The sequence below is a fragment of the Rariglobus hedericola genome, from assembly GCF_007559335.1.
In the GTDB taxonomy this organism is placed as follows: domain Bacteria; phylum Verrucomicrobiota; class Verrucomicrobiia; order Opitutales; family Opitutaceae; genus Rariglobus; species Rariglobus hedericola.
The window spans coordinates 370,959-391,664 of the sequence record NZ_VMBG01000002.1 but is presented as its reverse complement, the minus strand read 5'-3'; the positions used below and the strand labels follow the sequence as shown (position 1 = coordinate 391,664).

Annotated in this window: 21 protein-coding genes; 10 read left to right on the top strand and 11 right to left on the bottom strand. The window is 61.4% G+C overall.

The annotated features are described in order from the left end of the window. Window positions 1-12: 12 nt before the first annotated feature. The gene (locus FPL22_RS11955; protein ID WP_144230633.1) at window positions 13-744 is read right to left on the bottom strand and encodes a hypothetical protein; all 732 of its coding nucleotides are present in this window, start codon (window positions 742-744) and stop codon (window positions 13-15) included. Between the two features lie 161 nt (window positions 745-905). Between FPL22_RS11955 and FPL22_RS11950 the strand changes: the two genes are divergently transcribed. The 5 genes from FPL22_RS11950 (at window position 906) to FPL22_RS11930 (ending at window position 4,595) form a co-directional block, all read left to right on the top strand. Then, window positions 906-1,490 carry a GNAT family N-acetyltransferase gene (locus FPL22_RS11950; RefSeq protein WP_144230632.1) on the top strand — a complete coding sequence of 195 codons (585 nt, stop codon included), beginning with the start codon at window positions 906-908 and terminating at the stop codon, window positions 1,488-1,490. After that, window positions 1,487-1,981, top strand: a complete 495-nt coding sequence (locus tag FPL22_RS11945; protein ID WP_144230630.1) for a TPR end-of-group domain-containing protein — start codon at window positions 1,487-1,489, stop codon at window positions 1,979-1,981. Before FPL22_RS11950 ends, FPL22_RS11945 begins: the two co-directional genes overlap by 4 nt. A 13-nt stretch (window positions 1,982-1,994) precedes the next feature. Beyond that, window positions 1,995-2,447, top strand: a complete 453-nt coding sequence (locus tag FPL22_RS11940) for a VOC family protein (RefSeq protein WP_144230629.1) — start codon at window positions 1,995-1,997, stop codon at window positions 2,445-2,447. Window positions 2,448-2,589: 142 nt separating this feature from the next. Continuing rightward, window positions 2,590-2,832, top strand: a complete 243-nt coding sequence (locus FPL22_RS11935) for a DUF485 domain-containing protein (RefSeq protein WP_162525290.1) — start codon at window positions 2,590-2,592, stop codon at window positions 2,830-2,832. Beyond that, complete coding sequence (locus tag FPL22_RS11930) at window positions 2,829-4,595, top strand: solute symporter family protein (protein WP_144230626.1); 1,767 nt, start codon at window positions 2,829-2,831, stop codon at window positions 4,593-4,595. Before FPL22_RS11935 ends, FPL22_RS11930 begins: the two co-directional genes overlap by 4 nt. Before the next feature lie 82 nt (window positions 4,596-4,677). Here FPL22_RS11930 and FPL22_RS11925 read toward each other — a convergent pair whose 3' ends face one another. From FPL22_RS11925 to lysA, 4 genes are read right to left on the bottom strand one after another with little or no spacing between them, the layout of a single operon-like run. Continuing rightward, complete coding sequence (locus FPL22_RS11925; protein ID WP_144230624.1) at window positions 4,678-5,823, bottom strand: glycoside hydrolase family 18 protein; 1,146 nt, start codon at window positions 5,821-5,823, stop codon at window positions 4,678-4,680. Window positions 5,824-5,827: 4 nt separating this feature from the next. After that, a complete protein-coding gene (locus FPL22_RS11920; protein WP_144230622.1) occupies window positions 5,828-6,826 on the bottom strand; it encodes an NAD(P)H-dependent glycerol-3-phosphate dehydrogenase in 999 nt (332 codons plus the stop codon). 51 nt (window positions 6,827-6,877) lie between these two features. Further along, a complete protein-coding gene (locus FPL22_RS11915; protein WP_144230620.1) occupies window positions 6,878-7,645 on the bottom strand; it encodes a hypothetical protein in 768 nt (255 codons plus the stop codon). 10 nt (window positions 7,646-7,655) lie between these two features. Then, window positions 7,656-8,963 (bottom strand): diaminopimelate decarboxylase, encoded by a 1,308-nt coding sequence (gene lysA, locus FPL22_RS11910; RefSeq protein WP_144230618.1) that lies wholly within the window; start codon window positions 8,961-8,963, stop codon window positions 7,656-7,658. Between the two features lie 186 nt (window positions 8,964-9,149). Here lysA and FPL22_RS11905 point away from each other — a divergent pair, with 186 nt between their 5' ends. Further along, window positions 9,150-9,659, top strand: coding sequence for a hypothetical protein (locus tag FPL22_RS11905; protein ID WP_144230616.1), 510 nt, complete (start codon window positions 9,150-9,152; stop codon window positions 9,657-9,659). A 16-nt stretch (window positions 9,660-9,675) separates the two neighbouring features. Here the strand turns inward: FPL22_RS11905 and FPL22_RS11900 are convergent, their stop codons facing one another. Then, window positions 9,676-10,578 (bottom strand): DMT family transporter, encoded by a 903-nt coding sequence (locus FPL22_RS11900; RefSeq protein ID WP_144230614.1) that lies wholly within the window; start codon window positions 10,576-10,578, stop codon window positions 9,676-9,678. Window positions 10,579-10,814: 236 nt separating this feature from the next. On the opposite strand from FPL22_RS11900, the gene FPL22_RS11895 reads away from it, so the two are divergent. Beyond that, window positions 10,815-11,012 carry a hypothetical protein gene (locus FPL22_RS11895; RefSeq protein WP_144230612.1) on the top strand — a complete coding sequence of 66 codons (198 nt, stop codon included), beginning with the start codon at window positions 10,815-10,817 and terminating at the stop codon, window positions 11,010-11,012. 50 nt (window positions 11,013-11,062) lie between these two features. Further along, on the top strand, window positions 11,063-11,503 hold the full coding sequence (locus tag FPL22_RS11890) for an LEA/WHy family protein (protein WP_144230610.1): 441 nt from the start codon (window positions 11,063-11,065) through the stop codon (window positions 11,501-11,503). Window positions 11,504-11,537: 34 nt separating this feature from the next. Here the strand turns inward: FPL22_RS11890 and FPL22_RS11885 are convergent, their stop codons facing one another. From FPL22_RS11885 to FPL22_RS11870, 4 genes are all read right to left on the bottom strand, one after another. After that, window positions 11,538-11,741: a SlyX family protein gene (locus FPL22_RS11885; RefSeq protein WP_144230609.1), complete on the bottom strand. Its 204-nt coding sequence runs from the start codon at window positions 11,739-11,741 to the stop codon at window positions 11,538-11,540. Further along, a complete protein-coding gene (locus FPL22_RS11880; RefSeq protein WP_144230607.1) occupies window positions 11,722-12,333 on the bottom strand; it encodes a response regulator in 612 nt (203 codons plus the stop codon). Before FPL22_RS11880 ends, FPL22_RS11885 begins: the two co-directional genes overlap by 20 nt. Window positions 12,334-12,448: 115 nt before the next feature. After that, window positions 12,449-15,484: a PAS domain-containing hybrid sensor histidine kinase/response regulator gene (locus FPL22_RS11875; protein ID WP_144230606.1), complete on the bottom strand. Its 3,036-nt coding sequence runs from the start codon at window positions 15,482-15,484 to the stop codon at window positions 12,449-12,451. Between the two features lie 53 nt (window positions 15,485-15,537). Next, window positions 15,538-17,706 carry a thioredoxin domain-containing protein gene (locus tag FPL22_RS11870; protein WP_144230604.1) on the bottom strand — a complete coding sequence of 723 codons (2,169 nt, stop codon included), beginning with the start codon at window positions 17,704-17,706 and terminating at the stop codon, window positions 15,538-15,540. 162 nt (window positions 17,707-17,868) lie between these two features. Between FPL22_RS11870 and FPL22_RS11865 the strand changes: the two genes are divergently transcribed. Then, the gene (locus FPL22_RS11865) at window positions 17,869-18,519 is read left to right on the top strand and encodes a hypothetical protein (RefSeq protein WP_144230602.1); all 651 of its coding nucleotides are present in this window, start codon (window positions 17,869-17,871) and stop codon (window positions 18,517-18,519) included. Window positions 18,520-18,640: 121 nt separating this feature from the next. Here FPL22_RS11865 and FPL22_RS11860 read toward each other — a convergent pair whose 3' ends face one another. Beyond that, window positions 18,641-19,696: a deoxyhypusine synthase family protein gene (locus FPL22_RS11860; protein ID WP_144230600.1), complete on the bottom strand. Its 1,056-nt coding sequence runs from the start codon at window positions 19,694-19,696 to the stop codon at window positions 18,641-18,643. Between the two features lie 246 nt (window positions 19,697-19,942). Here FPL22_RS11860 and FPL22_RS17710 point away from each other — a divergent pair, with 246 nt between their 5' ends. Next, on the top strand, window positions 19,943-20,614 hold the full coding sequence (locus FPL22_RS17710) for a hypothetical protein (RefSeq protein WP_162525289.1): 672 nt from the start codon (window positions 19,943-19,945) through the stop codon (window positions 20,612-20,614). Window positions 20,615-20,706 lie beyond the last annotated feature (92 nt).

The window sequence follows — 20,706 nt, the reverse complement described above, 5'->3', positions numbered from 1 at the left end:
AGTTCTCCGCGCTTACTTCACCTCGGCCACGACTTTCGTCACTTCGGCTTCGGCGGTCTTTTCGCTTTTCTTCACTTCGGCGGCGGCGACTTTTTCGAGCGCCAGCTTTTCGGCGGCAACCTTGATCGCCAGTTGTTTTTCCGCCGCGACTTTCACCTGTTCCGCCTTGGCATAAGCCGCCTTCAGCGCGGGTTCGAGTGCCGTCTCCAATTCTGGATACACGGCCAGCGTCGAGGCCAGCGCCTGCTTGTAGGTCGGCGAATTCGCAAACTTCGCATGCAGAAACACCGAGTAATCCTCGATCGAGTTAAACGCGTAGGTGGAAGAGTTCTTGATGAACTCTTCGCCGCCGACCGCCGCCTTGGCGCCGACTTCCTTGGCCTTCTTTTTGGCAAAGGGTGACAGCAGGCCGGCACCGGGAATGGCCCCGCCGAGCGCAGTCATCGCACCGCCGGCGGCTTTGTCGCCGGCGATTGAGCCCAGGTTGGCTTCGACGGCTTTTTTGGCCCACGGGGTGAGCTCGCCGTTTCCGTCATACGGCGCGAAATATTTACCTTTCTTGTCGGCGACCGGAGCAGGCGCCGTGAGGACGAGGTTCTTGCCCTCATACTGGCCGGAAACGAGGAGAACTTTGCGCATCACCGTCTCGGCGCGGGCGATGTCGGCGGCCGTGTTGGCCATGACGGAGAGAGTGCAGGAACCGGTGACGAGCAACGTGGCGAACAAGCGTGCGAAGGAGTGCATGGCGACTTTAGCGGGCTGAACGGGTTGATGGATGGAACCGTAACGCAACGTGCGCTGCGGATTGCAGACGATTGGCCAAAGCCCGTGCCCGAATCGAGCCTGAAACAGCAGTCCTTGTTCTCCGGATTGCCCGCACGCGTGCGCCGTGTATTCCCTGTTCCATGTCCGCCGAGCCCGCGCTCCTTCTTCTCACCGACCGGCCCTCGCTGCGTCTTCGCACCTTGCGCGAGGACGATGCCGCCGCGTTGTTCGCCCTCGTGGATCGCAACCGTGCCCACCTGCGCGTCTGGCTCCCGTGGATCGATGCCAATACCGCCGTCGGCCACTCGAGCGCGTTCATCGAAGCCATGCGTCTCGGTTATGCGGAAGACCGGTGTTTCGCCTGCGGATTATTTTTTGAGGGTCGGCTGGTCGGTGTCGCCGGCGCCCACCTGATCGATCACGCCAATCGCACCTGCCAGATCGGCTACTGGCTGGATGAAGCGCATTGCGGACGCGGCCTGATGACGTCCGCCGTGCGTGCGCTCACCGCCCATGCGTTTACCACCCTGCAACTCAACCGCGTCGAAATCCGTGCCGCGCCCGGCAACTACGCGAGCCAGGCCGTGTGCGAACGGCTCGGCTTCATCCGCGAGGGCGTGGTGCGCGATGCCGAATGGCTTTACGACCATTACGTCGATCTCACTGTCAACAGCCTCTTGCTCCGTGAATGGCAGACCGCTCAGGTGGAGGACGACGCCCCATGATTTCCACGCGCAAGCACCTCGATTACGCCTTGGGCTACATCGGCCTGAATCTCCTCACCGATGCCCGCGCCGAGCTCGCATTGATCACGCCCGATGATCGTGAAGAACCCGAGGTGCTAGGCGTGGAGATCGAACTCGCCATGGCCAGACACGCCTGGTCGCGCGTCATCACGCTGGCCGCAAAAGTCACCGCCGCCACGCCGGAGGACGAACGTCCGTGGATCGCCTGGGCCTATGCGTTGCGCGAGAAACAAGCCATCGGCGACGCGCTCGACATCTTGATCATCGCGGAGGAGGCGATCCAAAATCCCAGTCCGCTCGTCGATTACAACCTCGCCTGTTACCACTGCCTGCTCGATGACCTGACCGAGGCCCGCCGCCGTCTCAAACGCGCCATCGCCCGAGAACCCGATTGGAAAACCGAGGCCGCCACCGATCCTGATCTGGCCGCCTTGCATCCCGCTCGCAAGGAACCGGATTCCCGTTCATAAGGTCTGCACTCCCATGAAGCGCCCCTTGCTGCCTGTTCTGTTTTTAGCCCTCGGCCTGCTCGCTCTCACCGGCTGCAGCACATTCACCAGTCGCTCCAAGGAAAAGCCCGTGGCCTTCAACGCGCTGTCCACCGCCGACCAGTCGCGCCTCGAAAACAAGGTGATCAACGTGGGCGACACCACGGACATGGTTTACATCGCCCTCGGCTGGCCCGACGAAAAACAGCAGTCCACCACCGCCGCCGGCCAGACGACCACGTGGATCTACAACCGTTACTGGCAGGAGTATCAGGGCGAAGCCTACGGTGGTTATCGCCGCCAGGTCGTTCGTGACCCGAAGACCGGCAAATCCAGCGTTTACCTCGAGCCGGTGAGCCGTCCGATTTACTCGAATCGTAAACAACCGATCATGCGCATCGTCTTTGCCGACGGCAAAGTCACCCAGATCGAGCAGGCGAAATCGTAGGCGTTTCGCAGTCGGCGGAACTCCGCACGTTCCTCATCACGCAGGCTTGCCCCCGCGCAAGTGAGTGGCACGCTCACGCCCCATGCCCCCCACCCCCACCCGTGATGAAACGGTGCATAGCGAGGCTTTCTTAAGCTCGCTGATGCGTCGTCAACTTCGTCTGTCCATAGGCTGCTCGCTCGCGTTTTTCATCGCGCTGCTCGGCCTGCCTCTCGCCAACTACTTCGCCCCCGAGTTCATGGCAATGCGCGTCGGCGGCTTTACGCTCACCTGGCTCATCCTGGGCGTATTGTTTTTCCCCTACGTCTGGATCATCTCCGGCTATTTCATCAAACGCTCGCTCAAGCTCGAAGCCGACGAGGCACGGGAGGTTCTTAGCAAATGAACGCCCTGCTCGCCCCCCTCGCTTTCCTGAACGGCGTCGATCCGTGGATCTTCGCCTTCTCGTTCATCACCGTCGCGATCACCGTCTGGATGGGCTTCCGCTCCGCCAAGACGTCCAAAACCGCCGGTGACTTCTTCGTCGCCGGTCGGTCGGTCTCCGTCGGCTGGAACGCCTCCGCCATCTCGGGTGAATACCTTTCGGCCGCGTCCTTCATGGGCATCGCCGGCATGGTCATGGCCGTCGGCTACGACGCGCTGTGGTATCCGGTGTGTTACGCGTGCGGCTACCTGTTCCTGTTGTTGTTCATCGCCGGACCCCTGCGCCGCTTCGGTGCCTACACGATTCCTGACTTCGCCGAGGGTCGCTATGACTCGCCGATCTTCCGCAAGATCGCCGTCGTTTTCGTGTTGTTCATCGGTCTGTTCTACACCTTGCCGCAGATGAAGGGCGCGGGCACCACGCTCGCCTACATCTTCCCGGGCCTGCCCTACTGGGTTGGCGTCGCGGTGGTCGGCGCGGTCATCACCCTCAACGTCGCCCTCGGCGGCATGAAGGGCATCACGCTCGTCCAGGCCATGCAGTATTGGATGAAGATGTTCGCGATCAGCGTGCCCGTCTTCGTGCTCATGGCAGTCTTCGGCGGCTACGGAAAAAACCTCTCCGCCAACGACCATCCTTCGCTCGGCGACGCGCTCAACCCCGTCGCCATCGAGCAATCGACCGGCATCGTCCGCCAGCCGCTTCCCGCCAAGGCCCCCAAGGACGACGTGTGGCTCGCACCCTTTGGCCCGCTCACGACCAAGGCCGCCAAAGCCGCCGGTCTCTCCGCCGAAGAGAGCAAGCCACTGTCGCTCGTTTACACTTACTCGCTCATCATCGCACTGGTGTGCGGCACCGCGGGTCTTCCGCACATCCTCGTGCGGTTCTACACCAATCCGGACGGTGTCGCCGCCAAGCGCACCACCATGTGGGTGATGATTCTCATCGGCGTCTTCTACGTCTTCCCTCCCGTCATGGGCGTGATCGGGCGTAACTTGCTGCCTGAACTCTACGCCGCCACGGGCGCCAAGGGCACCGACAAGATCGTCCTCGAACTGCCGCGCATGATCAGCGAACGCTACGGCGTCTGGGGCTCGATCCTCAGCGGTATCGCCTGCGCCGGTGCGTTTGCCGCTTTCATGAGCACGTTCTCCGGCCTGCTCGTCTCGATGACCGGCGCGCTCGCCCACGACGTTTACGGACGCATGCTGCGCCCTAATTCCTCGCCCGAACAGCGCATGCGCATGTTCAAGTTTGCCGCCATCCTCATCGGCGGTTTGTCCGTCCTGCTCGGCTCCCAAGTCGAACAGCTCCAGATCAACTTCATGGTCGGCCAGGCCTTCGCCATCGCCGCGGCGAGTTATTTCCCGCTGCTGTTCATGAGCGTCTGGTGGCGCGGGATGACGATGAAGGGTGCCGCGACCGGCATGCTGACCGGCGGTATCGCCGCCCTCATCTGCACGACGTTGATCAACTTGGGCGACCTCAAGAAAATCGACCTCGGGTCCTTCTGGATCGAGCATCCGCTGCTCCGCATCCTCTGCGAACAGCCCGCCATCTGGACCGTGCCGCTCGCGATCTTCCTCATGATCGTCGTCTCCAAGGCCACGTCGAAAGACGTGCCGAAAGACATCCGCATGAAGATGCTCGTCCTCCACGCCCCGGAAGCCCTCGGCCTGAAGAACGAATACATCCAGGACCAGGCCGCCGGCGCCGGACATTAATCGACCGCACCGCCCGACCGGACAACGTGCACAAAAAAGCGACCCGCCATCGGGTCGCTTTTTTTGCGTCCGCCCGTCGCGATCATCGGCTCACCGAGGCCGCGCTTCGCACCGTTTGCAGCAACGGATCACGCTTGCCGGCCGGCAACTCGGGACGCCAGCCACTGCCCAGTTCCCAGATGATCGCTCCGCCCAGTTTCATTTTGCGCGCATACTCGATCTTCAGGCGCAGCGAACGCTCGTCGTCGAACGTGATGAACGAGCCGCCCTCGACCGGTTTCGCCGGATCTTTTGCGAGACTCAGGTAAGGCACGGCCGCGCCTTCATCCCACCGATAGCGCGAAGGCGTGAACTGCGTCTTCATGATATCCGCATACGAGATCTGCTTGGTTTTCACTCCCGCGATGGACTGCTTCGGTCCGTCTGCACCCGCCCACTCGTAACCATAAAACGCCAACCCCAGTCCCAACCTCTCAGCGCTGATTCCGGCAGACAACCATTCGCGGATTTTGAGATCCACGCCGGGCAACTCGCGCGTCGAACCGGGAAATTTCACGCCGCCATTCCACAACGCCGAATTGTGCCACGTCACCCAGCCTTCCCACGCACCGCTGAGATCGTAGGTCATCACGTTGATTTGATCGAACTGGTCTTGGAGCTTCGCAAACAACTCCGCCTGATCTCCCACCGCCGCCGTGAGCAACGCGCCCGACTTGCCCGCGTTCAACGCCACCCGCAACTCGTGAACGAAGACCGCGTAAGCCGCGCCATCACGCGCCTCCATCGGCTCCATATCCAGATCAAGTCCGTCGTAACCGTGCGTTTTTACGGCCTTCACCAGCGCGCCCACAAATGCCGCGCGAGTTTTCTCCGCCATCGCCCCGCGGAATGCCACCGCGCTATCCGCTCCGCCTACGCACAACAAAATCTTCCGTCCCGCCGCATGGGTAAGCCGCACCGTTTCCTGGATGTGCGCGTCGTCCAGGTCGTGCTTGGTCCAATCGAGGCTGCCATCGGACCGCGGCAAAACTGAGAACTGCACGAGATGCGTCACCGCGCGAAAATCGATTTCGGCGGGCGGCAGGTTGTGCTGTTGCCAACCCGGGTAATACGCCGAGATCCACAGCGCTCCCGTCGCTTCCTTCGCCGTGGGCGCAGCGACGAGACTCATCGCCGCGAGTCCGCAAACGAAGAGCCCCGCAATCAACCGGCGGCCGAGGGAACGCACGGGGTTACTCCTTCTTAAGCTCGCGGGTCATCAACGCATGCAGCGCCTCGCCGACCGGCTTGTGGTCATACAAAATCCGATACGTCTCCGCCAGTATCGGCGCATCGATGCCGCGCTGGGTCACCAGGCCATTAAAACTCTCGGTGGTGCGATAGCCTTCGACGACCGACTTGCTCGCGGCGATCAGATCGGCGGCCGTTTTACCCTCGCCCAGATGCTGGCCAAACGTGCGGTTGCGGCTCCACGCGCCGGTGCAGGTCGCGACGAGATCGCCAAAGCCACCGAGCCCGTAAAATGTCTCCGCCTTCGCGCCGAGCGCCACGCCCACGCGCACCATTTCGGCCAGTGCGCGCGTGAGCAACGCAGCCTTGGTGTTGTCGCCGAGCTTTAATCCGTCGCAACAACCCGCGGCGATCGCGTAAACGTTTTTGAGCGCCCCACCCAGTTCGACGCCCGCCACGTCGTCGCTGGTGTAAACGCGCAGCGTCGGTCCGCTCAACGCGGCCTGCACCTCGGCGAGAAACGCATCGGCTTTCGTCACCGCGAGCACCATCGCGGCGGGCTTTCCCTTGGCGACTTCGGCGGCATTGGTCGGTCCGCTCAACGAGCCGGCGGACACCTGCGGCAGCACCGCGGCGATGACTTCGCTCGGACGCAGATGCGTGCCGAGTTCGAGTCCCTTGGACAACGACACGATCAGCTTGAGTTGCGTGGCGAGCCCGAGATTGGCCTTCACGCGTTCGCACGTCTCGCGCAATGCCTGCGACGGACACGCGAGGATGATCACATCGGCCTCCATCAGCACAGGAGTGAGTTCATGACCGATCTGGATGCTGAGCGGCAGTGGGATGCCCGGCAGGTAGTCCGCGTTTTCACGCGTCGAAGCAATGGCCAGCGCCTGCTCAAACCGCCGCGGCACGAGTGTGACCGTGTGATTGAGCCGCGAGAGATGAATGGCAAACGCCGTCCCCCAAGCCCCGGCACCGATGATGGCAAAATTCATGCGACAGAATTAGCCCACGGAATCCGCTAAACACACGGAAAAAGAAGTGCATTAATCGCCCGAAGTAAAAACAACGCGTTTCGATAATCCGAGTTCAGTAGGCATATAATAAGTGTCCTCTGGTTCTCGCACAGCCGAGTTATCTCCCGTGTATGATTCCCGATCAAAAATCTGAATACCTATTCTATGAAAGCCACCACCGCGTTCAAGCCAGACGGAGTCATCATCAACTCTAATGGAAGCATACGCCTGCGGCCACCGCGACAACACGCTATCTTTAAGCAGTTTTGAAAATGCTCTAGCACGCGCGGCATCCGTAGAATCAAACGCCGACGTGTCCTGCGCCGCCGCCAGTATAATCGATCCTTGAATTTCAGAACCGAACAATGCGCGCGTCTGATGTGCAAATGAAACGTAAGCCACTTCATCAATGGGCATCAACCCATCTCGAATGCCTTGCATGTAAAAATTATGACGCACACATAAAATCGCAACGACTACGAGAGCACCAAAGAAATGCGCGCCACTAAAACTGCGTGTTTTAAGCCATCGCGTAACTGTCACACCGAACCCGAAAACACAGATCGTTATTCCAAGTATCCATGAAGTTACCCCCATCACCAAGACAGTCCAAAAATTACCCTCGCCGCTGACCTGCAGTGCTTTTCCAGAATAATAACTTAGAGCAGAAACGGAAATCCAAAGCACGCACACCACACCGACCAGAACCACAAAACCAATCGTTTGAATGCGCCGCGTGCGGCGCATATTTTTTTCTTTGCGATCGATCTCCTGCGGTTGCTGGTCAGCGCGGTTCACGTTCCGTCGATTACGCCTTCAAAAACGCCGGGATCTTCTCGTTGGCGATCTGTTGCTCGAAGGTCTCGCGGGCGTTGATCAGCTCGAAGGATCCGCCCTTTACCAGCACTTCAGCGGCGAGGTTGCGGGTGTTGTAGCGGCTCGCCATCGAGAAGCCATACGCGCCCGCACTCATGAAGGCGATATACTCGCCTTCGCCGATTTCCTGCAAGGGACGCTGCTTGGCGAAACAGTCGCCGCTTTCGCAGATCGGGCCCACCACGTCGGCGGTGAACGCACGGCGCGCGGTGTCGCGATGCAACGGCACGATCTCATGGTAGCTGTCATACATCGCGGGGCGCGCGAGGTCGTTCATGGCGGCGTCGATGATGAGGAAGTTGCGACCTTCGCCGCGCTTCAGGTATTCGACGCGCGAGAGGAGCACGCCGGCGTTGCCCACCATGTTGCGGCCGGGCTCAAGGAGAATCTTCAGGCCGAGGGGCTTGAGCAGCGGGGCGAGCGCGGCACCGTAAGCCTCGGGCGTGATCGGGCGCGTCTCGGCGGGCTGTGCGTCCCACCAAGCCTGCTGTCCGCTGGCGAGCGCGTCTTGGTAAACGATGCCAATGCCGCCGCCGATGGAGAAGTAGGTGATGCCATACTTGGCCTTCAGCTCCTCGACGAACGGCACGACCTTGGTGACGGCCTCGACGAACGGGGCGACGCTGGTGAGCTGCGAGCCGATGTGCATCTGCACGCCCTTGATGAAGATGTTGGGATACTTCGCGGCGGCCTCGTAGGCGGCGCCGGCCTGCTTGAGAGGAATGCCGAACTTGTTCTCGGACTTGCCGGTGGTGATCTTCGCGTGGGTCTTCGCGTCAACGTCGGGGTTGATGCGGATGGCGATCGGGGCCTTCACGCCGAGCTTGCCGGCGACGTGGTTGATGCGGGCGATCTCGGGCTCGCTCTCCACGTGGAAGGCGAAGATTTCATTTTCGAGCGCCAGCTTGATTTCCGGCTCGGTCTTGCCGACGCCGGCAAACACGCTGCGCTTCACATCGGCGCCGGCTGCGAGCACGCGACGGATTTCTCCGCCACTGACGAGGTCGAAGCCCGCGCCGAGGTTGGCGAAGTGGCGGAGGATGGCGATATTGGCGTTGGCCTTTTGCGCGTAGCAGACCTGCACATCGAGGCCGGCGAGGCCGTTGGCGAGGCGCGTGTAGTTGTCGGCCAGCGTGGTCGCGCTGTAAACGTAGGTCGGCGTGCCGTAGAGGCGGGCGATTTCGGCGAGATCGACGGATTCGCAGTGGAGGTTGGAGCCGACGTAGGTGAAGTGGTGCATGGCGCGTAAAAACGCCGAACTTGCCGCGTCTTCAGAGCGAAAACCATCCAAAATTCTCGTTCACTAAAGCGGGCATTGCCTGCGGACGCATCAAAGGGCGTTAAATGAATCCATCGCGCCATTGCCTTTGACTTACAAAAGTCGATTTCTCTCACCTGATCGCAACCCCTGATTGGAGAACAACTCATGACAATTAAGAAGGCCCTCAGCATCGGGACACTGGCGCTCATCGTCGCGGCTGTCTGCTTCTTCCGTTTCGGCAGCAAATCGAACGTGACCCACTATGGCGCGTGGTTCCCAACCAAGAACATCCTTTTGGATACAGTAACCGTAAAGGTCGGGGACGATACGCGCCACATTTCCCATATTGGATCGGGGGCAGATGTTCTGGTGGCTTCCATCACTTCAGAGAACATCGAGACAGCTCCCACCCTGTATCTTCCGATCTTTCAGTTCGGAGAGGCCAAAGGAACCGCCCAGATCTCGCTCTCCCTTAACGGTCACTTCGAAGGCACGATGGAGGTGAGCGTGGAAAACCAATACCAAATGTTTGGTTTGATCCCGAGTCTCTTAATTCGCTCTGACATCCGAAGCGAAATCAACCAAGCGATCGTTAAGACCACGGATCGGAGAATAAAGGAGTTCAGCAAAGTGGAACGTGTAAGACAGACTCTGAAAAAAGAGCGGCCGGAGTAATTCACGAACGCTACGCCTAGTCAGGGCATCGTTCTTTACCTATTCTTGGCGCGGGATTCCCTCGAGGATGGGACAACACCACCAAGACGATCCCGCTCACCACCAGCGCAGCCGCGACGTAAAACAGCAGGCCCGGCGCCTCGCGGAAAAGAAACCACGCCATCACCGAGGCGAAGACGAACTGGCCGATGTTGCAGAGACTTACGAGCTGCCCCGGCAACTCCCGCATCGACCGGTTCAACATGCTGTGGCCGACGATCGTCGGAACGACGGCCAGCCCCGCCATGAGCAACCACTCGCGGCTCGATGCCGTGCCCACGGTATGCACCCACGGAATCGCCGCCACGGCGCAAAACAACGCCGCCTGCCAGTAAACCGGCACCACGTATAACCAGAGCGAGGGCACGTCGCGGTTCCGCCGGCCGAGCACCAGATACCACGTGAACGCCAGCATCGACCCGAAGCACACGAGGTTGCCCGCCAGATCACCGCCGCCGCCAAACGCATCCTTGGCGCTGAGCACCAGCATGCCGGACAACGCCAGCACCGTGCCGGTGATTTCACGGCGGTTGATCCGCTCGGCTAGCATCCAGTGCAGGAAAAACGGCAGCGCGATCGGCGCGAGGTTCACGATCAACGTCGCTTGCGCGGTGAGCGTCATGCGTGCGCCATAGGTCCACGAGATGAAATGCGCCGCCAGCATCAGCGCGGGCAGCGTCGTGCGTTTCAGCCAACCCGCCGGCATCGCGCCTCGGTGCTTACGGCGTTCGTGAAGAAAGAGTGGCGTGAGCAACGTCGACGCGATCACCAGCCGTCCCGCGCACAACACCGCCGGATGCATCGAACCCGCCTTGATCATGATGGCCGCGGTCGAGCACGCGAAAACCCCGAGAAGAAGGAGCAAAAGCGAGCGGCTCATGAAGGACCGCGATCACGCCAGCACGCGTCGGTGAATACAAGTCCCGCCACCTCACGCGGTTCGTTCTCCATCGGTAGAAGTGAGAAACCCGTGTGAAATTTGTCCATCGGGGAACTTCCCTCTTGAAACATCCGGCGGGTTGCCGCGAAGGTCAGAGTGTGATCCGTGCGTGGCTCAATTTTATGCGTTTTTTGCGCATTCCGACCTTTATAACGGGTCGGAAAGAGTATCGCCGCATGGACCGCACACCCGCGCGTTACGGCCAGTTTGCGAGTTTCATGTCGGTGCAGGGTTGCAACAGCCGCCGTCATCCGGACCGCCATGATCGCCGCCTCCAGTTTCAAAAACTGACCCGTGTCGCCACCATGACCGGCGCCGCCATCGGCGTTACCTGGATAGCGTTGGAGAGCGCGAAGGCGTTGTCCTTCTTCTAAAACTGCGGCTGCGGGTTTGCGCCGCGCGCCAAGAGTCGTTTCATCGGGACATGCGCTCCCTGCTCTCCCTTCTCTGCGTGTCCTTGTCGCTCGTGCTCGCCGGTTGCGGCACCCCGCCTGAACGCCGCCTCGATTCCCCCGGCGTCCAGATCACCCGATTGACCGCCACCGGCGATTCCCCGGCGCTCGAACTGCGCTTCATCAACCCGAACACCGTGCCGCTCGTCATCGAGAAATCGACGCACACGTTGTCCTTGGGCAACACCCGCATCGGTCGCATCACCGACCGCCAGCCCATCGGCGTTCCCCCTCTTCGCAGCGTCCTGCACAAGGTCACGCTTACGCCCGAAATGGCCGCCGAAGTCCGCGACTACGCCGCGAAAAACCCCGGCGAAATCCAGGCCTCGGTCGAGTGCGTGCTGGAGCTCACGACCTCGGATAACGATACGATCACCTTGAAAGCCACCGGCAGCAGCGCGGTGAAGCTCTGAGTTTGCCCGAACCCGCGGCGATCAACGGCCCCGCTCAATAATGCGGCGGGCGTTCGTCGGCGGGATTGGTCTCAGCGTTGGGTTGGCCGGCGTCGGGGCGTTGTTTCAGGCGCGTCACTTCCGCTTTCAGGCGGTCCAGCTGGCCGGCCATTTCGAGCATGGCCTTGTCCTGCTCCGTCATGTGGCGCTGCATCCAGGCGAGGCGTTCCTCGAGGCGGTCAATTCGTTCGTTCGACACGGGGCTTTGCGGGGGCGGGCGTCGCACCGGCGCGGAGTTTTTCGAGCTCGGGCACCACGACGCGTTGATAACAATCGGGGCACACGGAGTGGCTGAAGTCGGTGCCCGTGCGTTCGTTGATATAGCTCTCGATCTGCTGCCAGTAGTTTTGGTCGTCGCGGACTTTTTTGCAGTAGCCGCAGATAGGAAGAAAGGCCTCCAACTGGCGCACCTCCGTCGCGTAACGCAGGATGCGTTCGGCCACGCGCAGGCGCATCCAGATTTCCTGGAGGTCGAGCGGCTTCGTCAGAAAATCATCCACGCCCGCCTCGATGGCTTCGCGCTGGTTGTCCACGTCGGCCTCACGGCTGGTGAGCAGGATAAAGTAGGCGTAATCGGCATTCACGCGGTTACGCACCGCGCGGCACAGGCCGAGACCATCAAGCTCGGGCATCATCCAGTCGCTCACGATCAGACGCACGGGTTCCTTTTCCAGCACGCGCAACGCCTCGGCGCCGTCCTTGGCCTCGATGACTTCATGGCCGAGGCGTAGCAAGGCTTGGTGCAACACCGCCCGGGCGACCGGATCATCTTCAACTGCGAGGATTTTCACGACTGGTTTAAAAAAGGGACAGGGAACGTGCTCTACGTATCTTTTCTATGTCGCACGCACTGTGCACATGACAATGCCGGATGCGAGCCCGCCGCGCTCCTTCATACTTATGTCGTTAAGCTCCGCCCAATCCCGCCGACAACCCGCAGCGCAGGAAAGCCTGATGCAGGTCCTCGATGCGCACCGGTTTGATGACGTGGTCGTTCATGCCGGCCTGCAGGCACCTCAAGCGGTCTTCGGCCATCGCATAGGCCGTCAATGCGATGATCGGGATGCGCCTGTTGGCCCCCGGCACTTCGCCCGCACGGATGCGCCGCGTCGCCTCAAACCCGTCGATTTCCGGCATCTGGCAATCCATCAGCACACAGTCGTATTTGCGCAACCCCACTTGATCCAGCGCCTGCCGACCATCCGCGACGACATCGACCGTGTGGCCCATTTTTTCCAACATGCGGCGGGCCACAATCTGATTGGTGCGGTTGTCCTCCGCCATAAGCACGTGCAAATGGCCCGCCCCCTCTTCAAACCCGTCCGCGCCTCCAGCCGCCGAACCGGGCCGGCCGAGGATCGACAATAAACAGCGGCGCAACTGCCCCGCGCGCACCGGCTTCGCCAGCAACGCCGCGAAACGCGCTTTGGCCAGCTGGCGCGGGTCACCCACCTGCCCTGTCGATGACAACATCACCAGCGGCAGGTTCACCAACTGCGCATGCGCACGGATTTTCAGCGCCAGCTCCAACCCATCCAGCCCGGGCATGTGCCAGTCCATCACCGCGAGGCGACAGGGCGTGCCCGCCGCCAGCAAGGCCTCCAGATGAGGAACCACCTTGTGCGGATCATCGAGCACGTCCACCACCACGCCCAGCGAAGCGAGCTGCCCGGCGAACACCTTGCGGTTGGTGTCGTTGTCGTCGACCACCACGAGCCGCGTCCCTTCCGGCAACGCCAGCGGCGCGGGCGGATGCATCGCGGCGTGCTGATCCATGGTGAGCTCGAACCAGAACTTCGAGCCTTGGCCGGGCTCACTTTCAAACTCGATGCGTCCGCCCATCAGGCCGACCAACTGGCGCGAGATCGCCAGCCCAAGCCCCGTGCCGCCGTAACGCCGCGTCGTTGTGCCGTCGGCCTGTGTGAACGGCTGGAACAACCGCTCTTGGGCATCCGGCGCGATGCCAATGCCCGTGTCGCTGACCGTGCAGCGGAACGAGACCTTGCCGGCCACTTCCTGCACCTTGCGCATCCGCACCACGACCTCGCCCTTGCCGGTAAATTTCACGGCATTGCCCGCGAGGTTGAGCAACACCTGGCGGAACCGGCCGCCATCGCCGATCAACGGCGTGTCGAGTCCCTCGCCATAATCGCTGATCAGTTCGATACGCTTTTCGTGCGCCCGCGGCGCGAGCAGCGCCAGAGATTCCTCGACCGCCTCCCGCAGATCAAACTCGGCGGGATTGATCCGCAGTTTGCCCGCCTCGATTTTCGAAAAATCCAGGATGTCGTTGATGATGCCGAGCAGGCTCTCGGAGCTGTGCTGGATCAACGAGCCCATCTCGCGTTGTTCGACCGTGAGATCCGTATCCATCAACAGCCCCGCCATGCCGATGATGCCGTTCATCGGCGTGCGGATTTCATGGCTCATGTTCGCGAGGAACTCTGATTTTAACCGCGAGGCTTCCAACGCCTGGTCACGAGCGCGCGCCAGGTTTTCCGTCAACCGGCGGTGTTCACTGATGTCCTCGACCTGCGACACAAAATGTAACGGAGCTCCCGCCGCATCACGCACCAGTGAAGCGGTCAATCGCGCCCACACCACGTGCCCGTCACGGTGGAAATACCGTTTCTCCATCTGGAAAAACCGGCTCTCACCCGTCAGCAACGCGCGCACGTTCTCAAGATCGATGTGGATGTCATCCGGATGCGTCAGCACTTGGAAACTCGTCTTGAGCAGATCCTTTTCCGCGTAACCGAGCATGCCGCACAGCATGCCGTTGACCCGGATCCACCGGCCGTCGAGTCCCACGATCGCCATGCCGATGCCGGCAAATTCGAAAGCGTTGCGGAACCGTTCCTCACTCGCGCCCAACGCATCGACGGTCTCCTGCTGGCCCGTGATATCCTGCGTGAACATCACGATGCCGCCGATCTCCCCTTCCACCGTATGCCAGGGCCGCACTTCCCAGCGCAACCACTGCTTCCACCCGTCCGCGTGTTCGAACAGATCGGCGTCGGCCCGCTCCACCGCACCCGCCATGCAGCGCTGGTGAATCGCCTTCCAACGCTCGGGCATATCGGGGAATATTTCGTAATGCGAACGGCCGATCACATCGGTCGCCTCCAGGTGATAGTCCACCAGCCACCGGCGGCTCACGACCACGTAACGCATCTCACGGTCAAACATCGCCACGGCCGCCGGCGCATGTTCCGCCAGCATCCGCGCACGCTCTTCGCTTTCACGCTGCGCCCGCTCCGCCTTGCGGCGTTCCGAGATGTCGCGCCCCACGCCCATGAAACCGGTGATCTCGCCGCGTTCGTCGCGCAGCGTGGTCACGCTCAAGAGCACTGGCACCAGCGAACCGTCTTTGCGCACATAATTCACCTCGCGCTCTTCCACGCCGTTCAAGCGCGCCCGCCGCACCAGCACTTCAAACCCCGGCTCCATCTTCTGGCCGGTCTCCTCGGAAATCTCCTGCGCCCGCCGCGCGAGATCCGCCTGCACGTGCAACACCGCCGGCGTCTGTTTGCCGATCAGCTCGTCGCGTCGATAGCCGAGCACATGCTCCGCCCCCGTGTTGAAAACGGTGATCAATCCCTGCGTATCGGTTCCAATGATACAAAATTTATTCCCGTCCAGCATCGCGCGCTGACGTTGATCCGCAATCTCCAGGTGATTTTGCGCGGCCAGCAGGTGGTCGCGGGTTTTTTCATGGGCCTTCCACGAGCGCAGCACCACGAATAGCGCGACCATGAACAACAGCGCGGACAACCCGCTGCCGGCCAGCAACAGCACGCCCGCCGGTTGCTCCATCGCCACCGCCATCGAGACCGTCGCAATGGAAAAGACCACGCCCCCGCCCATCGTAACGAGCAAGGCGATCATGTCCGTCACCCGCTGGTGGCTGTAAGGAGACCCCATAAACGTGCTGTCACGCATGAGGCCCAACGGTTCCCGACGCGAGCCCGTAACCCGCGCGGGGACAGTGTTTTTCAACCCAGCAACCCCCGCAAGGCCTCTGGGGTATTCACCGGGGCCTGACAGGTGAAGCGTTCACATAGATAGGCCCGCGTCCGTCCGTCGGCCGCCGGTTTCATATCCGCGAGCCACGGCGCCCGCCCCGCCAGCCAGCGCCCCACCTCATCCGTTCCCGGAGAGGCCAGCACGGCCCGGCGCGGACCGGGCTTCGCGTGCAATTCCACCACCAACGCTTGGAAACCGGTCGTCGCGGGATCGCCTGCGAGCACTACCTGGCGCGGCATCTCCAGCGCCCGCTCGATCGCACACAGCAGCTCCGGCAGCGCGTGCGCGGCCTTGGACCACTGCGGACGCAGCGCCTCGATCGTGGCCAGCGCCCGCTCGCGTAGCCCGTCATCATGAAACATCGCCGACAACCGCAACAGGTTTGCCGCCGCTACGGAGTTGGGCGAGGGCTCCGCACCGTCGTAGTCTTCCTTCAACCGCAGCACGATGCTCGCATCATCCGCGCGCGAGTTGAAATACCCGCCGTGCTCCGCGTCCCAAAACAACGCGTCCATCACTTGCTGCAAGCCGTCCGCCCAGCGCAGCCAGCGCGCGTCAAACGTCGCCTCATACAGGTCCAGCAATCCTGCGACCAGATACGCATAATCCTCCGCAAACGCTTCATTCGTTCCGCGGCCGTCACGGAAATTTCGATACAACACACCGCGCTTCGCATCATAGAGTTCCCGTTCGATAAACTCCGCCGCGCGCACCGCCGCCGCGCGGTAACCGTCACGCACATCGGCCAGACACCCCGCCGTCGACACCGCCGCGCGCGCCAGTGCCGAGATCATCAGACCGTTCCACGCCGTGATGATCTTGTCATCAAGATGCGGGCGCGGGCGCTTCTCGCGCACGCCACGCAACACCTCGAGCGCCGCGCCCAACCGCTCCGCCGCCACCTCGGGAGCGAGCCCCAGCTCCTGCGCCGTCACGCCCAGCGGGCGACGTTGCATGAGGATGTTTTTTCCCGTGAATTCACCGTGGGGATCAAGCTGAGCCGACACGTTGCCACCGGCCACGACGCCAAAATGCGCACACACCAGCGCCGCATCTTCCGCATTCAAGGCTGCTTCGAGTTCGGCGTGCGTCCACACATAGAACGCGCCTTCGGCATGCTCGGGCTCGCCGTGGGTGAGCAGCGAATCAGCATCCTCGGCCGAGTAGAATCCGCCCGCCGGCGCCGCGAGATCACGCAGCGCATAACTGAAAATATCGCGCACGATCCACGCGAAGCGTTCGTCGCCCGTGGCCAGATGCGTGTCGAGCGCGTTGACCGCGATCTGCGCCTGGTCGTAGAGCATTTTTTCGAAGTGCGGGACAAACCAGGCCTCGTCCACGGAGTAGCGGTGAAACCCTCCGCCTACGTGATCGTGCAAACCGCCGCCGGCCATTTTCTGCAGCGTGGCACCGACCATCTGCACCGCCTCGCGACCTGCATCCGACTCCAGACCTTGGATCACCGCTGCGCGCAGGAGAAACCCGAGATTTGACGCGCGGGGGAATTTCGGCGCACCGCCAAAACCACCATTGGACGCATCGAAGTTCTCATAAAAATACTGGTAACCCTTCTCGAAGGCTTCGCCGCCCGCGTCATGCAGATCGGGCGCCGCACCCGCCTCGGACCGTCGCGATTCATGATACTCTGTCAGTGAAGCGATCACGCGCACCGACTCCGCGACCAGGCGTTCACGATCGTCGCCCCAGGCCTTGGCGATGGCCGACAACACCGAGGGAAATCCACTGCGCCCATGCCGGTCCTCCGGCGGAAAATAGGTGCCGCCGTAGAACGGCTTCAGATCCGGCGTGAGCCACGCCGACAACGGCCAGCCGCCGTGACCGGTCATCGCCTGGACATAGCTCATGTAAACCTTGTCCACATCCGGACGCTCCTCGCGGTCCACTTTGATGGAGATGAAGTGTTCGTTGAGGAGCGACGCGATGGCTTCGTTCTCGAACGACTCGTGCGCCATCACATGGCACCAATGGCAGGTCGAGTAACCGATGCTCAAAAAAATCGGTTTCTGCTCCGACCGCGCCTTCGCAAACGCCGCCTCACCCCACGGCAGCCAGTTGACGGGATTGTCGGCATGTTGAAGCAGATAAGGCGATTTCTCGGCGGCAAGGGCGTTGGGCATGAATAAAGTCCCGACGCTCACCCCAAAACCACCGCGAGGCAAAGCCCGGAAACCAAAAAGCCGCCCGATGCCTCCAGCCTCCACCTTTACGGAATCGCACAATTGTTACATCAATCAGCTTGCATGAGTCGGGTTGGCAGGATTTGTGCATATGCAACTCTTATGAAACCATACAAGCTCCTCGCTTGCTTGGTTACCCTTCAGTTCACGTGTGGCTTCACCCTTCAAGCCACCGACACCCAGGATTTTCGCCAATGGACCGACGTCAACGGTCGCACGATGAGTGCGCGCGTTGTTGAAGTGCCCAATGCCGAATCGGTTAAAATCGAACGCGCTGACGGCCGCATTTTCACAGTGCCGCTCAAGACGTTTTCCACTGCTGATCAAAGCTATGTGAAAACGTGGGTCGAGGAATCCGCGGATACCGATGGCTCATCACTGAAGTCCGCTGACGCCGCCACCTGGACGTTGCTCAATGCCGGCGACCAACCCGCCGCGACCTATAGCCAAACCGCTCTCGATCAGGTCATCGAAAACATCAACCAACGGTTTACCGTGCGCGCCGTGAAAACGCCGGCTGGCAAGTCGCTCCAGATCCGCACCGAGCCCTCCGATCTGGCTTCGCGCATCCAGATCAGCGGGGACATGCCCCGCATGTCGGTCGGCTCTTTCGTCAAAGAAATTGCCCGCATCAACGATCTCGGCGTGAAAACCGACGCCGCCGGCATGGTGGTCCTCGTGGACAAATCCCCCGCTCCGGCCCACGCAGCACCGGTCGCCAGCTTCTTCGGCGTTCCGGTCAGCCAGAATTAATCCAACCGGTCTGTCCCAACAAAAAGCCGCACCCCGAAAGGTGCGGCTTTTTTGTGCCCGCTTCGTAGCGAAACGGCGGAAACGTTTCGCGCGATTGTGCACGAGCGCCAAGCCCGTGCGCTTACTTGCCGAGCACCCAGCTGAAAATCAGCGGAGCCACGATGGTCGCGTCGCTCTCGACGATGAACTTCGGGGTCTTCTGGCCGAGCTTGCCCCACGTGATCTTCTCGTTCGGGACCGCGCCGGAGTAGCTACCGTAGGACGTGGTCGAGTCGCTGATCTGCGAGAAATAACCCCAGAGCGGCACGCTGGTGCGGCCAAGGTCCTGGTGCAGCATCGGCACGACGCAGATCGGAAAGTCGCCGGCGATACCTCCGCCAATCTGGAAGAAGCCGATCGAGCCTTCGCCGTTTTTTAGGAGCTTGGCGGTCTTCGTATACCACTCGGCCAGCCAGGTCATGTATTCGATGCCGGTGCGCACGGTGTGGACATTCTTGATTTCGCCGGTGATTACGCGGCCGGCAAACATGTTGCCCAGCGTCGCGTCTTCCCAACCCGGGACGATAATCGGCAAGTTCTTCTCACAGGCGGCGAGCATCCAGGAGTTCTTCGGGTCGATCTGATAGCTCTTCTTGAGCTTACCGGAACGGATAATCTTATACATGAACTCGTGCGGGAAGAAACGCTGGCCGGCCTTGTCGGCGGCGATCCATTCCTCGGCGACGGCGGCCTCGATGCGGCGCATGGCTTCGCCTTCGGGAATGCACGTGTCGGTCACGCGGTTCATGTGGCGGTCAAGGAGCTCCTGCTCGTCGGCGGCGGTGAGATCGCGGTAGTTGGGAACGCGCTCGTAGTAATCGTGAGCGACGAGATTGAAGATGTCTTCCTCGAGGTTGGCGCCGGTGCAGACGATCGCGTGGACTTTGTCCGCGCGGATCATCTCGGCGAGCGTGAGGCCGAGCTCGGCGGTGGACATCGCGCCCGCGAGCGTGACGAGCATCTTGCCACCGGCCTTGAGGTGGTCCTCGTAGCCCTTGGCGGAATCGAGCAGCGCGGCCGCGTTGAAGTGGCGGTAGTTGTGCGCGATGAACTGCGAGATCGGGCCCTTCTTGGCCGCGAGCTTGGCATTGAGATCCTCGGGGCGCTTCTGGAGCTTGGACTTGGCTTTGGCTTTCATGGTGTCGTTAAAAATGGTTGCGGATCAGCAAAGCCCCCCGCCCGCCCACGCCAACACAAAACCCGCGTGACCTGCAGCCCGTCACTTGAATCTTACAAATCTGATGGAAGTCACAGCACCCCAATATTTCAGAAACCGCGCCCTAAACCGGGCGAGGTCCGGACATTTCCTTAACGCAACATAGCCGCGGAGATATCCGGTGAATTAAGTTGTGCCGGCACGCCCGAGGCTACCTGTAGCCACACGATGAATACGTCACCCGACCGCAATTCTTCCCTCAAAGTAGCCAGTGGCCTCGGCGCTGCACTCGCCTTTATCGCCACTGAAGCCTCCGCAGCGATCAATTATACCGCCGTTGAAGGTGCCACGGCCTCGGTGCCTTGCTACGGTGGCGTCTATACCTCGTTTAATCCAATCACCGGAGCGACCAACGCAGCTCAAGGATACAGTCCCATTAATGCGATTGCCCTGCGTGCCTCGTGTGGAGGTTCTACTCAGTTTATCTTCGGATGCACGTCGGGAACCATCACGAGCGTGGGCTTTCAAAGCGCGCCGGTGACTGCGGGCCACGTAATCGACAGCTCCGGCACGTGGTTCGATTCCGATTTCTCCAGTTACGGCTCTATCGCAAACGCGAGTTTCTCTGGCCACGCCTACACCGAACACTTGCTCTTCGCCTATCGGTTCAAAACCACGGACGATGCGAACACGTATCTCTACGGCTGGACCGAGCTCTCGGCCGGATTCCAAGGCTCCACCGGTTACGTAGGGCTCTACGCTTATGCCTACGAAAGCTCCGGCGGCGCCATCACCGCTGGCGCCATCCCCGAGCCGGGCATGTCCGCCGCGATCTTCGGCCTTGCCGCCTTCGCCCTCATCGGTTTCCGCCGCATCCGCCAGCGCACCGTCCGCGCCTGATCATCCGGCGACCGCTCCATTCGAGCCCAAAGCACCGGCTTTTCCCGCCGGTGCTTTTTTATGCACTCACGACGACGCTCGCCGTCACCCGC